Genomic DNA, 14,250 nt, shown 5'->3' with positions numbered 1-14,250 from the left:
CATGACGCCCGTGGTCTCGAAGGCGAGCGAACAGATCAGGGGCACGTCCACGCCCAGGGCCTCCATCGCGCGGCGCGCGCCGATGAGGCTGGACTTGGTCTGCAGCAGGTCCTGGGTCGTCTCGACGATCAGGGCGTCGGCGCCGCCGGCCAGCAGGCCCTCGGCGTTCTGCTGGTAGCCGTCGCGCAGCACGTCGTACGCGATGTGGCCGAGCGAGGGGAGCTTGGTGCCGGGGCCGATCGAGCCGAGCACCCAGCGCTGGCGGCCGTCCCTGGCGACGAACTCGTCGGCGACCTCGCGGGCGATCCGGGCGCCCGCCTCGGAGAGCTCGAAGATCCGGTCCGCGATCTCGTACTCGCCGGCGGCCGAGTGGTTGGAGCCGAACGTGTTGGTCTCGACGCAGTCGACGCCCACCTCGAAGTACGCCTCGTGGACCGAACGGACGATGTCGGGCCGCGTGACGTTCAGGATCTCGTTGCACCCTTCGAGGTTCTGGAAGTCCTCGAGGGTGGGGTCCTGGGCCTGGAGCATGGTGCCCATGGCTCCGTCGGCGACGACGACTCGACTGGCGAGTGCCTCGCGGAGGGCGGCGGCGCGGTTCCGGCTGTCAGCGGAAGGGGTCGGCAACGAGGCCATGGATGAGCTCCCTGGGATGCGACGGCTGTCGGCTTTGCACCCTCGGGGGAGGGTGCACGGGGCCAGCGTAACCGCGCGGGCGCCGGGGTGGACACGGCGTCCCACGGGCCGGACGGCATCCTGTGTGCGGGGACTCCCGGTCCTGCCCTCCTTGGCCGACACTGTGTGGTGTGACGCAAGGTCGGCATCGACCGATAGTGTTCAGCATTGTCGAACAGTAGGAGAAGGGTGAGGGGCCGGGCGATGGCGAAGAACATCCAGTCGCTTGAACGGGCGGCGGCCATGCTGCGACTGCTCGCGGGTGGAGAGCGCCGGCTCGGTCTGTCCGACATCGCGTCCTCGCTCGGACTCGCCAAGGGGACGGCCCACGGCATCCTGCGCACCCTCCAGGCGGAGGGCTTCGTGGAGCAGGACGCGGCCTCGGGCCGCTACCAGCTGGGCGCGGAGCTGCTGCGGCTCGGCAACAGCTACCTGGACGTGCACGAGCTGCGGGCGCGCGCGCTGGTCTGGACGGACGACCTGGCCCGGTCCAGCGGCGAGAGCGTGCACCTGGGGGTGCTGCACCAGCGGGGCGTGCTGATCGTGCACCACGTCTTCCGGCCGGACGACAGCCGCCAGGTCCTGGAGGTGGGGGCCATGCAGCCACTGCACTCCACGGCGCTCGGCAAGGTCCTGTCGGCGTACGACCCGGTGGCGCACAGCGAGGTGCTGGAGGTCGAGCGGGAGGCGTTCACGCCCCGGACGACCACGGAGCTCGGCGACTTCGAGTCGCTGCTCGACATGACGCGGGCCCGGGGCTGGGCGGCGGACGTGGAGGAGACCTGGGAGGGCGTGGCGTCGGTTGCGGCGCCGATCCACGACCGGCGGCGGATGCCGGTGGGCGCGGTGGCGGTCACGGGGGCCGTGGAGCGGCTCTGCCCGGACGGGGAGCTGCGCCCCGAGCTGGTGGCGGCGGTACGGGACTGCGCCCGCGCGGTCTCCCGGGACCTGGGGGCCGGCCGCTTCTGACCGCCCGCGGGAACGACTTCCGACCGTCTGCGCGACCGCCGGTTCCCAGCCCTCCGCAGGCGCGGCCCGGCCGCTCGCGCGACACGGCTCCCGACTTCCCGCGGGGGCGGCTCCGGCCGCCCGCCACACCGAACCGAACCCGCCGGTAACGATCGCGTTATCGGCGGGTTTTTCGCTTCCCAGACCCTTGACGCGCTGTTAACCCGGGGGCAAAACTTCCGTTCATCGGTCGGCATTGTCGAACACCTAACGGCAATAGGCGCTAAGGTGTGACAGTGCCAAGGGCCGGCAACGCCCTCACACGAGGGCGCGGACCACCGGAGGGACCCGGGGTTCGCCTTCCCCTGGACGAAGGACAAAGGAGTCGCGGGTGTCCACCTCCGACATCTTCCTCGGCGAGACCATCGGTACCGCCGTACTCATTCTGCTCGGCGGTGGTGTGTGCGCCGCCGTCACGCTCAAGAGCTCCAAGGCCCGCAACGCGGGCTGGCTCGCGATCACCTTCGGGTGGGGCTTCGCCGTCATGACGGCGGTCTACATGACCGCTTCCCTCTCGGGGGCCCATCTGAACCCCGCCGTCACGGTCGGAATCGCGATCAAGGACGGGGACTGGGGCGACGTCCCCGTCTACATCGCGGGCCAGATGCTCGGCGCGATGATCGGTGCGGCGCTGGTCTGGGTGGCCTACTACGGCCAGTTCCAGGCCCACCTCACGGACCCGGAGACCGTCGGCGAGAAGCCGATCGAGGGCCCCGGCCCGGTGCTCGGCGTCTTCTCCACGGGCCCCGAGATCCGTAACACCTGGCAGAACCTGGCCACCGAGATCATCGGCACCGTCGTGCTGGTCCTGGCCGTGCTCACCCAGGGCCTCAACGACAGCGGCAAGGGCCTCGGCGTCATCGGCGCCCTGATCACCGCGTTCGTCGTGGTCTCCATCGGCCTCTCGCTCGGCGGCCCGACCGGTTACGCCATCAACCCGGCCCGTGACCTCGGCCCGCGCATCGTGCACGCCCTGCTCCCGCTGCCGAACAAGGGCGGCTCCGACTGGAGCTACGCCTGGATCCCGGTGGCCGGTCCGCTGATCGGTGGCGCCATCGCCGCGGGTATCTACAACATCGCGTTCGCCTGAGCCGTCCTTCTTCCAGACTTCCCTTGGAGCACACCGTGACCGACGCACACACCTCCGGCCCGTTCATCGCGGCCATCGACCAGGGCACCACCTCCTCGCGCTGCATCGTCTTCGACAAGGACGGCCGGATCGTCTCGGTCGACCAGAAGGAGCACGAGCAGATCTTCCCGAAGCCGGGCTGGGTCGAGCACGACGCCGCCGAGATCTGGACCAACGTCCAGGAGGTCGTCGCCGGCGCCCTGGAGAAGGCGAACATCACCGCCGCCGACGTCAAGGCCATCGGCATCACCAACCAGCGCGAGACCACGCTGCTCTGGGACAAGAACACCGGCGAGCCCGTCCACAACGCCCTCGTCTGGCAGGACACCCGCACCGACGCCCTCTGCAAGGAGCTCGGCCGCAACGTCGGTCAGGACCGCTTCCGCCGCGAGACCGGCCTGCCGCTGGCGAGCTACTTCTCCGGCCCGAAGGTCCGCTGGCTGCTCGACAACGTCGAGGGCCTGCGCGAGCGCGCCGAGCGCGGCGACATCCTCTTCGGCACCATGGACTCCTGGGTCATCTGGAACCTCACCGGCGGCGTCGACGGCGGCCACCACGTCACCGACGTCACCAACGCCTCCCGCACCATGCTGATGAACCTCCACACCATGGCCTGGGACGAGAAGATCCTCCAGTCCATGGACGTCCCGGCCGCCGTGCTGCCGGAGATCCGCTCCTCCGCCGAGGTGTACGGCACGGTCAAGGGCGGCGTCCTCGACGGCGTCCCGGTCGCCTCCGCGCTCGGCGACCAGCAGGCCGCGCTGTTCGGCCAGACGTGTTTCGCCGAGGGCGAGGCCAAGTCCACGTACGGCACCGGCACCTTCATGCTGATGAACACCGGCGACAAGATCATCAACTCCTACAGCGGCCTGCTGACCACGGTCGGCTACCAGATCGGCGACGCGAAGCCGGTCTACGCCCTGGAGGGCTCGATCGCCGTCACCGGCTCGCTCGTCCAGTGGATGCGCGACCAGATGGGCCTGATCAAGTCCGCCGCCGAGATCGAGACCCTCGCCTCCTCGGTCGAGGACAACGGCGGCGCCTACTTCGTGCCGGCCTTCTCCGGCCTGTTCGCCCCGTACTGGCGCTCCGACGCGCGCGGTGTCATCGCCGGCCTCACCCGGTACGTCACCAAGGCGCACATCGCCCGCGCCGTCCTGGAGGCCACCGCCTGGCAGACCCGCGAGATCACCGACGCCATGACGAAGGACTCCGGCGTCGAGCTGACCGCGCTCAAGGTCGACGGCGGCATGACCTCCAACAACCTGCTGATGCAGACCCTCTCGGACTTCCTGGACGCGCCCGTCGTGCGTCCGATGGTCGCCGAGACCACCTGCCTCGGCGCCGCCTACGCCGCCGGTCTCGCCGTCGGCTTCTGGCCGGACACCGACGCGCTGCGCGCCAACTGGCGCCGGGCGGCGGAATGGACCCCTCGCATGGACGCCGACAAGCGTGACAGCGAGTACAAGAGCTGGCTCAAGGCCGTCGAGCGGACCATGGGCTGGATCGAGGACGAGGAGTAATACGAGATGACCACCCTGCAGAGCGTCCCTGCCCTGGGGACGCACCCGGCTGCCGGTTCCCTGCCGAGCCGCGCCGAGACCCGGGAACAGCTTTCCAAGGCGACGTACGACCTCCTGGTGATCGGGGGCGGCATCCTGGGCATCTCCACCGCCTGGCACGCCGCGCAGTCGGGCCTGCGGGTGGCCCTGGTGGACGCCGGCGACTTCGCCGGCGCCACCTCCTCCGCCTCCTCGAAGCTCCTCCACGGCGGCCTGCGCTACCTGCAGACCGGCGCGGTGAAGCTGGTCGCGGAGAACCACTTCGAGCGGCGTGCGGTCTCCCGCCAGGTGGCACCGCACCTCGCCAACCCGCTCACCTTCTACCTGCCCGTCTACAAGGGCGGTCCGCACGGCGCGGCCAAGCTCGGCGCCGGTGTCTTCGCCTACAGCGCCCTCTCGGCCTTCGGCGACGGCGTCGGACACCTGCTCTCCCCCGCCAAGGCCGCCCAGGACGTGCCGGAGCTGCGCACCGACAACCTGAAGGCCGTCGCCGTCTACGGCGACGACCAGATGAACGACGCCCGGATGGCGCTGATGACCGTCCGCGCCGCCGTCGACGCCGGCGCCACCGTCCTCAACCACGCCGAGGTCACCGGCCTCCGCTTCACCCGCGGCCGGGTCACCGGCGCGGAGCTGAAGGACCGCACCACCGGCGACGAGTTCGGCGTGAACGCCCGGCTCGTGCTGAACGCGACCGGCCCGTGGGTCGACCACCTGCGCAGGATGGAGGACCCGAACGCGGCCCCCTCCATCCGCCTCTCCAAGGGCGCGCACCTGGTCCTCAAGCGGACCTCGCCGTGGAAGGCCGCGCTGGCCACCCCGATCGACAAGTACCGCATCACCTTCGCCCTCCCCTGGGAGGACATGCTGCTCCTCGGCACCACCGACGAGGAGTACGAGGGCGACCCCGGCCAGGTCGAGGTCACCGAGAAGGACACCGCACAGATCCTGGACGAGGCCGCCTTCTCCATCCGCGACCAGCAGCTCTCCCGCGACCTGATCACGTACTCCTTCGCCGGCCTGCGGGTGCTCCCGGGCGGTCCCGGCGACACCTCCAAGGCCAAGCGCGAGACGGTCGTCACCGAGGGCCGCGGCGGCATGCTGTCGGTGGCCGGCGGCAAGTGGACGACCTTCCGCCACATCGGCCGCACGGTGATGAGGAAGCTGGAGCAGCTCCCCGGCCACCCGCTCGGCGAGGACTACGAGCCGGTGTCCGCGCTGCCGAAGCGGCTGCCCCTGCCCGGCATAGCCAACCCGAACGCGGTCGCCCACCGGCTGCTGGTCGACGGCCCGGCGCCCGGCCCCCGGATGGCCGCCGACACCGCCAAGCACCTGGCCACGCACTACGGCTCGCTCTCCTTCGACATCGCCCGGATGGCGAACGAGAACCCCGAGCTGGCCCGCCGGATCCACCCGGACGCGCCGGAGATCTGGGCGCAGGTCGCCTACGCCCGCGACCACGAGTGGGCCGAGACGGCGGACGACGTGCTGCGCCGCCGCACGACCCTGACCATCCGCGGTCTCGCGACGGACGAGATCCGGGCCGAGGTCGAGTCGATGCTGCGGAAGTAACTCCCCCACGGACAGCGGTCGTCAGGGGCGGTTCCTCGTCGAGGGGCCGCCCCTGGCGCGTGCCACGCGCCGTCCACACGGCCGCAACACTCGGCGCGCAGAGTGGGGTCATGAAGTTTCAGGTGCTCTCGATCGTCCACCACTCCCCGCACCCGCTCACCGGCGAACTGCTGTCCGCCGCCGACCGGTTGGAGCAGGTCGTCGCGCTCGGCGAGACCGCCGAACGGCTGGGCTTCGACGCGTACGCGGTCGGCGAGCGGCACACGGGCGCGTTCCTCTCCTCGTCCCCCACCGTGCTGCTCTCCGCCCTGGCCGCCCGCACCAGCCGGATCCGGCTGCTCACCGGTGTCACCGTGGTCGCGGTCCTCGACCCCGTCCGGGTCGCCGAGGACTACGCGACGCTCGACCAGCTCTCCCGAGGCCGGCTCGAACTCGTCGTCGGCAAGGGGGCGGAGGCCGGCCACTTCGACCTCTTCGGCCTGGACGAGGAGCGGCAGTGGGACCTCCAGAAGGAGAAGTACGAGCTGCTGCGCCGGCTCTGGACGGAGGAGGGCGTCGACTGGGAGGGCGAGTTCAGGCCCCCGCTGAAGAACGTGACCACGGTCCCGCGGCCGTACGCCGGTCCGCCCCGGATCTGGCACGGCTCGGCCATCAGTCTCCACTCCCCCGAGCTGGCGGCGAAGCACGGCGACCCGCTCTTCACCGCCAACGCGATCCAGCCGCGCGAGGCGTACGCGCGGCTCATCGCCCACTACCGCGAGAAGTTCGAGGAGTACGGGCACGACCCGGCCCACGCGCGCGTGGCGGCCGGTTCCGGCGGGCTGCTCGTCGCCGACACCCCCGAGCAGGCGGTGAGCCGGTACAAGGAGCTGTACGAGGCGAAGGTGCGGCAGAGCTTCAGGCCGCACCTGGAGGGCAGGGCCGGGTACAACACCCCGTTCCGCACGATCGAGGACGCGATCGCGGACGGCCCCCAGCTGATCGGCTCGCCGCAGCAGATCATCGACAAGATCCTCGGCTACCACGAGCACTACGGGCACGACCTGCAGTCCGTCACGGTCGACACCTTCGGCCAGTCGACGGCCGAGCAGGCCGAGACGCTCCAGCGCTTCGCCGAGGAGATCGCGCCCGTCGTGCGGAGGGAGGCGCCGAGCACCCTCTGGGAGGAGTGAGGGGAGGTGCGGGAGCGCCGTGTGCGGAGGCGAGTTCCTGGGTAGTCGATCAAGGCCGCACGGGTTTTCGGGGACGTCCGGGGACTGCGGGCGGACCACCGGAAAGCCGTAAGGTGGGGCCGTACGACAGGAACTTCGAATAAGGAGGCGCTGGGTGATCGAGCTCGAGGGGGTACCCGAGCTGATCGACCCGGTCATGGTGGCAGCGTTCGAGGGCTGGAACGACGCCGGCGACGCCGCCTCCACCGCGGTCGCCCACCTGGACCGGGAATGGAAGGGCGAGGTTTTCGCGGCACTCGACGCCGAGGACTACTACGACTTCCAGGTCAACCGCCCCACCGTCTTCCTGGACAACGGTGTCCGGAAGATCACCTGGCCGACGACCCGGCTCTCCGTGGTCCGGGTCGGCGGCGACAAACCCCGCGACCTGGTGCTCGTGCGCGGGATCGAGCCGTCGATGCGCTGGCGGTCCTTCTGCAACGAGCTGCTCGCCTTCGCGCACGAGCTGGGCGTGGAGATGGTGGTGATCCTGGGCGCGCTGCTCGGGGACACCCCGCACACCCGGCCGGTCCCGGTCAGCGGAGTGACCTCCGATCCGGACCTGGCGCGGACGATGGACCTGGAGGAGACCCGGTACGAGGGACCGACGGGCATCGTGGGCATCCTCCAGGAGGCCTGCACGCACGCGGGCGTGCCGGCGGTGAGCCTGTGGGCGGCGGTGCCGCACTACGTGTCGCAGCCGCCGAACCCCAAGGCGACCCTGGCGCTCCTCAACCGCCTGGAGGACCTGATCGGGCTGCGGATCCCGCTGGGCGAGCTGCCGGAGGACGCGCGGGCCTGGCAGCTGGGCGTGGACCAGCTGGCCGCCGAGGACAGCGAGGTCGCCGAGTACGTGCAGACCCTGGAGGAGGCGCGGGACACGGCGGAGCTGCCGGAGGCCTCGGGCGAGGCGATCGCCCGCGAGTTCGAGCGGTATCTGCGGCGGCGCGAGCCGGGCTCCGGTCCGGGGGTGGCGACGGAGGGCGGCGAGTTCCTGCGGGACTCCGGGAGCGGCCGGACACGGCCGCCGAAGCCCGAGCAGCCGGGGCCGGAGTCGGTGCCGGGGACGGACCCTGGGTCCGAGCCGGAGCCGCCGTCCGACTCCGCGGAGGGCGAGGACGACGGGGACGAGTGACAGTGCCGGGTTCGGCACGACGGGTCAGGGGCCGCACCGATGACGGTGCGGCCCCTGACCCGTCCGTCCGGCCACTCGACGCGAGCCGCGTCTCGCGCTGCCGGGCTTCGGCTGCGCGTCGGAGCGGGCGTCGGGCAGTGATGCCGTCGGCGGTGAAGTCGGGGCCCTGTGCCCAGCCGCCGACCAGGCGTACGGGCCGTGCCCGATCGCGACGCCCTCCGGCCGGAAGCCCCGGGGAGGGGAAGCCGGTGGGCCGTCGCCCGCCGGGTGCGGCCGCGTGCGCCGTGCCTGCGGCGAGGGGAGCGGTGGGAGCCGCCGCGCCGAGGGCCGCGGCGGCTCCCGGGATTCCTCTGCGTGCGAGGTGATGCCGCACCGAGTGCCTCTCGCACAACCGGCCGATCGGCACTCCCACCTCATCACGACAGGCGCCTCTGACAGGTCAGTTGGCCGGATCCCGACTGCCGGCGCGCATCAGGAGCAGCCGAACCTGGCCGCCGCCCAGTCGCCGTGGTCGCCGCTCTTCGACCCATTGGTGTCCGTGATCCGCAGCCGCACGTGGCGGGCGCCGGTCACGTCGACGTTCACGGGCAGGGTCGCGGAGGCGCCGGTCAGCCGGGGCGAGGTCCACAGGACCCGGCCGTCGGCCTCGACGGAGAAGGCCACGTCCCCGTAGCCGTTGATCTCGTCGTCGATGCCGACGTCGGCGGTGAAGGTGGTGCAGCGGCCGCCGAGGTAGACCTCGATGTCGGAGTCGGCGTGGGCGCCGATGCCCTTCTCGTAGGTCTGTCCGGCCAGGGTGAGGGTGTGGCCGTCGGCGGCTCCGGACTCGCCGTTGGAGCGGTCGCGCTCGGGCGGCCCCCAGCCGTTGGTCGCGCGCAGCCACACGAGGTCGCTCGCCCAGGCGTCGGCGGTCGGCGCCGGGGGCATCACCCCGACCGCGAACCTCTGGACGGCCGTGCGGTCGGTGCCCGCGGCGCGGTGGCGGGCGGTCGCCGTGAGGGTGGCCTCGCCGGGCTTCGCGTCGGCCGCGGGGGTGACGGCGACCTCGACCCGGCGGGTGGTGCCGGCCGGGACGCGGGCGATCGGGGCGGCCGGGGTGACCTGCCAGCCGGCCGGGGCGTCCAGGGAGACCCGTACGTCGGTGGCGTCCCGGGTGCCCGCGGTGACGTCCACGGCGACGGTGCCGGGCGTGCCCGCGCCGAGCTCCTGCCCGGTGGGGGCGGCGAGGACGGCGGAGGCACCGGGGACGGCCCCGCCGACGGCGCTGGTGTCGGTCAGGCGCAGTTCGAAGCCCTGGCCGGTGGAGAGGGCGGTGGTCTTGATCCGGACCACTCCCCCGCGCTCGTCGCGGTCGTACCACCAGCCCTGGCCGGCCGCGTCGAAGGCGGCGCGGGAGGTGAGGGCGGGCAGTGCGCGTCCGTCGAGCCTCACCGTGCCGGGGGCGTCGCCGGTGTGGACGGTGAAGGCGTACGGCCGGGCGGCGGGCTTGCCGGTGTACGTGCCGGTGCTCGCGCCGATCCGGACGGTGACGTCGCCGGGGCCGGACCGGGGAGCGCGGACCTCGGCGCGCTGGGTGGCGTACTTCCCGGTGCGGTGCTCGCGGGTGACGCCGTCGTCCTCGTACAGCTCGAAGGAGGAGCTGCCCTGCGGGTAGACGTCCCAGGCGATCGGGTCGCCGGGGGCGCGGTCCTGGTACGAGCGGATGGAGCCGGGCCACATGGGGACGGCCGCCCCGGCCCGTACGAAGAGGGGCAGGGTGTCGAGCGGGGCGCTGTAGTCGTCGACGGTGACGGGGCCTTCGTAGGTGCGCCCGCTCCAGTAGTCGATCCAGGTGCCCTCCGGGAGATAGATGCCGTCGCGCTCCACGGCGTCCCGGTAGACGGGGGCGACGAGGAAGTCCTCGCCGCTGAGGAACTCGTACTTCGCGGCGTCGGTCGCGGCCTTCGGGTCGTCGGGGTACTCGAGGGCGAGCGGGCGGGCGAGGCCGACGCCGGTCTTCGTGGCGCGGTGCGCGTGGCTGTAGATGTACGGGAGCAGGGCCTCGTGGAGCTTGAGGGAGGCGCGGTTGATGCTCGTGTACGGCTCGCCGTACCGGAAGGGCTGCTTGTCGTTGGCCGCCCAGCCGTCCATGGTCATGGTGACGGGCAGGAACGTCTTCCACTGGAGGTCGCGGGTGTACGTCTTGGCGCTGCCGCCGAAGATGCCGTCGACGTCGCCCGTGGTGTAGGCGAGTCCGGACATGGACGCGCCCGCGTAGGTGGGTATCTGCCAGCGGATGTACTCCCAGCTGCCGGACTGGTCGCCGGACCACTGGACGCCGCAGCGCTGGGCGCCGGACCAGCTCTCGGGGGCCCAGGTGAAGCCGCGGGCGTCGCTGTTGGCCTCGATGCCGGCGTGGGCGTCCTTGCAGCCGTCCAGGGCGAACTTGTAGCCCTCGCCGACCCAGGCGACGTCGAGCTTGGCGACCCGCTGGCCGGCCTTCACCTGGTCGGCGAGCCGGTCGATGCCGTCCTCGGTCCACAGACCGAGCTTCATCTTCCGCTCGGCGAGGCCGGCGTTGGTCTCGGCGAGGTTCTCGTAGCCGCAGCCGTAGCCGTCGTTGACGAGCATCCAGCCGTTGGGCATGTCGTGCTGGACGTAGCCGTCGGCGACCTTCAGGGCGTCGAGGGTGTGGCGCTCGCCCCGGTTGGCGTTGTGCAGGTAGCAGTCGGAGTCGCCGATCTCCAGGCCGTACACCGGCGGCATGAAGGGCTTGCCGGTGAGCCGGGTGTACTGGCCGATGACGTCCTTGAGGGCGTCCTTCCCCTCGCCCGCGAAGTAGTAGGCGTCGAAGCGCCGTTCCTTCGCGCTGGTGGTGACGGGGTCGGTGAAGGCGTAGGTGCCCGGCGCGTAGGTGTTGCGGTAGACGCCGTAGCCGGCGGAGGAGAGGTAGAAGGGCACGGAGTTGGGGTGGCCGCCGTCGTTCCAGTTGTAGTCGACGCCGACTTCGACGGTCTTGCCGCGGTGGGAGGTGTTGCCGCGGCCGTTCTGCATCCCGGCGCCGTAGAACTGCTCGTCGGCGCCGCGGGCGAGGGTCTGGACGGTGCGGTCCTGGTTCCAGGTGAGGCCCTGGGTCTCGGTCCAGAGCGGGGTGCCGTCGGCGCGTACGGCCGAGAAGCGCAGCGGTGACTTGGCGGCGCGCAGGGTCACCTTGGCGGTGGCGAGTTCGTACCGGTCGCCGAGGTCGCGCCAGCGGGTGGCCGGGGGCGGGCCCTGGGGCAGCGTGATGTCGGTGCCGGTGGGGTCGGTGAACTTCCCGTCGGGGGCGAGTTCGATGCGGAAGGTGTCGGCGGTGACGAAGGAGACGCGGGCCTCGGTGTGGCCTGCGGTCAGCCGGTAGACGGCTCCGTCGGCGGCGAAGCCGGTGACCTCGCCGACGGTGGTGTCGGACGGGTCGGCCGACGCGGTGGAGCCGGGTCCCGCGAGAGCCGCGAAGAGCCCGAGGACGGCTCCGGCGAGTGCAACTTTCATGCGTGATGATGATTGCATGGAGGTTGTTTAGCGCAGGAACGAGCATTCACGCCAGGACAAAACGGAACCGCCCTCGGACTTCGGCGAGAAGTCCAAGGGCGGTTGCCTGAAAGGGAGTTGCGCGAACCTGCTCGTTACAGGGCCACACCGAGCAGTGCGTCGACGGCGCGGGAGACGAGGCCGGGGGCGGACTCGTCCGTGCCGCCCTCCGCCGTCTGGAGCTCGGCCCAGCGGTCGACCGCGGCGAGCGCGGTGGGCGTGTCCAGGTCGTCGGAGAGGGCCTCGCGGAGCTCCTCGACGAGCGCGTCGGCGGACGGGCCGTCGGGGCGTGAGACGGCGGCGCGCCAGCGGCCGAGCCGCTCCACGGCCGTCTCCAGGACCTCGTCGGTCCACTCCCAGTCGTCGCGGTAGCGGTGCGAGAGGAGCGCGAGCCGGATGGCGGCCGGGTCGACGCCGTCGCGGCGGAGCTTGGAGACGAAGACCAGGTTGCCCTTGGACTTCGACATCTTCTCGCCGTGCAGGGCGACCATGCCGGCGTGGACGTACGCCTTGGCCATGGGGAACTCGCCCGTGAGGGTCTGGGCGTGGGAGGCGCCCATCTCGTGGTGCGGGAAGATCAGGTCGGAGCCGCCGCCCTGCACGTCGAAGCCCATGCCGAGGTGGTCGAGGGCGATGGCGACGCATTCGATGTGCCAGCCGGGGCGGCCGGGGCCGAGGCTGCCGCCGTCCCAGCTCGGCTCGCCCTCGCGGGCGGCCATCCACAGCATCGGGTCGAGCGGGTTCTTCTTGCCCGGCCGGTCCGGGTCGCCGCCGCGCTCGGCGGAGAGGTGGCGCATCAGCTCGGTGTCGTAGTTCGACACCTGGCCGAAGTGCGGGTCGGCCTCGACGGAGAAGTAGATGTCCCCGTCGAGCTCGTAGGCGGCGCCGGAGTCCCGGAGCCGCTCGACGAGCGGGACGATGCCCGGTATGGCCTCGACCGCGCCGATGTAGTGCTGCGGGGGCAGCATCCGCAGGGCGGTCATGTCCTCGCGGAAGAGGGCGGTCTCGCGCTCGGCGAGGCCGACCCAGTCGATGCCGTCGCGGATCGCGCGCTCCAGGAGCGGGTCGTCCACGTCGGTCACGTTCTGGACGTAGTGCACCTGCCGCTTGGTGTCGAGCCACACGCGCTGAACGAGGTCGAACGCGTTGTAGGTCGCCGCGTGACCCATGTGGGTCGCGTCGTACGGCGTGATGCCGCAGACGTAGATACGGGCGACGGGGCCGGGGGCGAGGGTCACTCGTCCGCCGGTCGCGGTGTCGTGGATCCGGAGGTCGCGGCCCTTGCCGGGAAGGGCGGGGACCTCAGAAGCGGGCCAGGCATGCATGACCCGAGCGTAACCGGACAGGTGTTCCGGATACGAACCGGATCCGGGATCTTGACCGATTAGGCGCTCTTGCGGGTCGGAGCCGTGCGTGCATACCCCCCAGGGGTGCAGAGCTCCCCGGGAGTGTGGCCGAAAACAATCGCCGGAGGGACGGGGCCGGGCCTCAGACGGGCGGCCAGGGGATCGCCGGCCACTGCCCCGAGGGCTCCGGGTGCCGCCCGGTGCTCCGCAGCGCCTCCACGCGGGCGCGTACGGCCGCGACCTCGGCGCCGGTCAGGAGTTCCGCCAGTCGGGTGGCGAGCGGCGCTCCCGGGGCCAGGGACCGGCCGAGCGAGTCGAGCACGCCGGCCGCCTCGGCGGGCAGCTCCTCGCCCGCCCATCCCCACAGCAGGGTGCGCAGCTTGTCCTCGACGTGGAAGGTCACCCCGTGGTCGATGCCGTACAGCCGCCCGCCGGGGGCCGGCAGCAGGTGCCCGCCCTTGCGGTCGCCGTTGTTGATGACGGCGTCCAGGACCGCGAGCCGACGCAGCTCGGGGGTGTCCGCGTGGACGAGGAGCGCGGTGCGGTCCTCGTCGATCTGCGCGGGCCCCACGGCCTTCCAGCCCTCGCCCGCCTCCTCGTCCTCGGTGAGCGCCAGGAGCCGCGCGTCGGGGTCGGCCTCGATCCACAGCTGGACCATGCCCTCTCCGTACGGGCCGTCGCGGAGCACGGTCGGCGGGACCAGACCCCAGCCGGTGGCCTCGGAGATCTCGTACGCGGCGACCTCGCGCTGGGCCAGGGTGCCGTCGGGGAAGTCCCACAGGGGCCGCTCCCCCGCGACCGGCTTGTAGACGCAGGCGGCTTCCCGGCCCTCGTGGGCGACGGAGCAGTACAGCACGGCGTTGGACGCCTCTCGGACCCGGCCGCGCACGGTCAGCTCACCGCGCGCGAGCAGCTCCGTGTCGCGCGGGCTCTCGGGGCTGCTCATGCTCCGCGGCGGTATCCGTTCTGGCGCGGGCAGACGTGCCCCTCGGGGTCGAGCGGCAGGCTGCACAGCGGGCACGGCGGCCGGCCGGCGTTGACGACGTCCAGGGCCCGCTTGGCG

General features: G+C 72.0%; 11 protein-coding genes. 6 read left to right on the top strand and 5 right to left on the bottom strand.

Annotated features, from left to right (window positions below; translation table 11 throughout):
* On the bottom strand, positions 1-636 hold a 636-nt coding region (locus K7G60_RS36005; protein WP_225805176.1), incomplete at its 3' end, for a homocysteine S-methyltransferase family protein.
* A 243-nt stretch (positions 637-879) separates the two neighbouring features.
* Between K7G60_RS36005 and K7G60_RS36000 the strand changes: the two genes are divergently transcribed.
* The 6 genes from K7G60_RS36000 (at position 880) to K7G60_RS35975 (ending at position 8,292) form a co-directional block, all read left to right on the top strand.
* Positions 880-1,644 carry an IclR family transcriptional regulator gene (locus K7G60_RS36000; RefSeq protein WP_225805175.1) on the top strand — a complete coding sequence of 255 codons (765 nt, stop codon included), beginning with the start codon at positions 880-882 and terminating at the stop codon, positions 1,642-1,644.
* 370 nt (positions 1,645-2,014) lie between these two features.
* On the top strand, positions 2,015-2,773 hold the full coding sequence (locus tag K7G60_RS35995) for an MIP/aquaporin family protein (protein WP_225805174.1): 759 nt from the start codon (positions 2,015-2,017) through the stop codon (positions 2,771-2,773).
* A gap of 35 nt (positions 2,774-2,808) precedes the next feature.
* Complete coding sequence (gene glpK, locus K7G60_RS35990; RefSeq protein ID WP_225805173.1) at positions 2,809-4,335, top strand: glycerol kinase GlpK; 1,527 nt, start codon at positions 2,809-2,811, stop codon at positions 4,333-4,335.
* Between the two features lie 6 nt (positions 4,336-4,341).
* The gene (locus K7G60_RS35985) at positions 4,342-5,946 is read left to right on the top strand and encodes a glycerol-3-phosphate dehydrogenase/oxidase (RefSeq protein WP_225805172.1); all 1,605 of its coding nucleotides are present in this window, start codon (positions 4,342-4,344) and stop codon (positions 5,944-5,946) included.
* A gap of 110 nt (positions 5,947-6,056) precedes the next feature.
* A complete protein-coding gene (locus tag K7G60_RS35980) occupies positions 6,057-7,118 on the top strand; it encodes an LLM class flavin-dependent oxidoreductase (RefSeq protein WP_225805171.1) in 1,062 nt (353 codons plus the stop codon).
* A 154-nt stretch (positions 7,119-7,272) separates the two neighbouring features.
* Positions 7,273-8,292, top strand: coding sequence for a PAC2 family protein (locus tag K7G60_RS35975; RefSeq protein ID WP_225805170.1), 1,020 nt, complete (start codon positions 7,273-7,275; stop codon positions 8,290-8,292).
* Positions 8,293-8,763: 471 nt separating this feature from the next.
* On the opposite strand, the gene K7G60_RS35970 is transcribed toward K7G60_RS35975, so the two are convergent.
* The 4 genes from K7G60_RS35970 to K7G60_RS35955 form a co-directional block, all read right to left on the bottom strand.
* Positions 8,764-11,820: an NPCBM/NEW2 domain-containing protein gene (locus K7G60_RS35970; protein WP_225805169.1), complete on the bottom strand. Its 3,057-nt coding sequence runs from the start codon at positions 11,818-11,820 to the stop codon at positions 8,764-8,766.
* A 116-nt stretch (positions 11,821-11,936) separates the two neighbouring features.
* A complete protein-coding gene (gene mshC, locus K7G60_RS35965) occupies positions 11,937-13,166 on the bottom strand; it encodes a cysteine--1-D-myo-inosityl 2-amino-2-deoxy-alpha-D-glucopyranoside ligase (RefSeq protein WP_225805168.1) in 1,230 nt (409 codons plus the stop codon).
* A 163-nt stretch (positions 13,167-13,329) separates the two neighbouring features.
* A complete protein-coding gene (locus K7G60_RS35960; protein ID WP_225805178.1) occupies positions 13,330-14,166 on the bottom strand; it encodes an SCO1664 family protein in 837 nt (278 codons plus the stop codon).
* Positions 14,130-14,250, bottom strand: a 121-nt coding sequence (locus K7G60_RS35955; RefSeq protein WP_225805177.1) for a DUF3090 family protein, incomplete at its 5' end; no start/stop codon positions are given. The genes K7G60_RS35960 and K7G60_RS35955, both read right to left, overlap by 37 nt.

The sequence above is a fragment of the Streptomyces sp. NK15101 genome (assembly GCF_020400725.1).
In the GTDB taxonomy this organism is placed as follows: Bacteria; Actinomycetota; Actinomycetes; order Streptomycetales; family Streptomycetaceae; genus Streptomyces.
The sequence above is the reverse complement of the archived record's forward strand: the minus strand, read 5'-3'. Positions and strand labels throughout refer to the sequence as shown.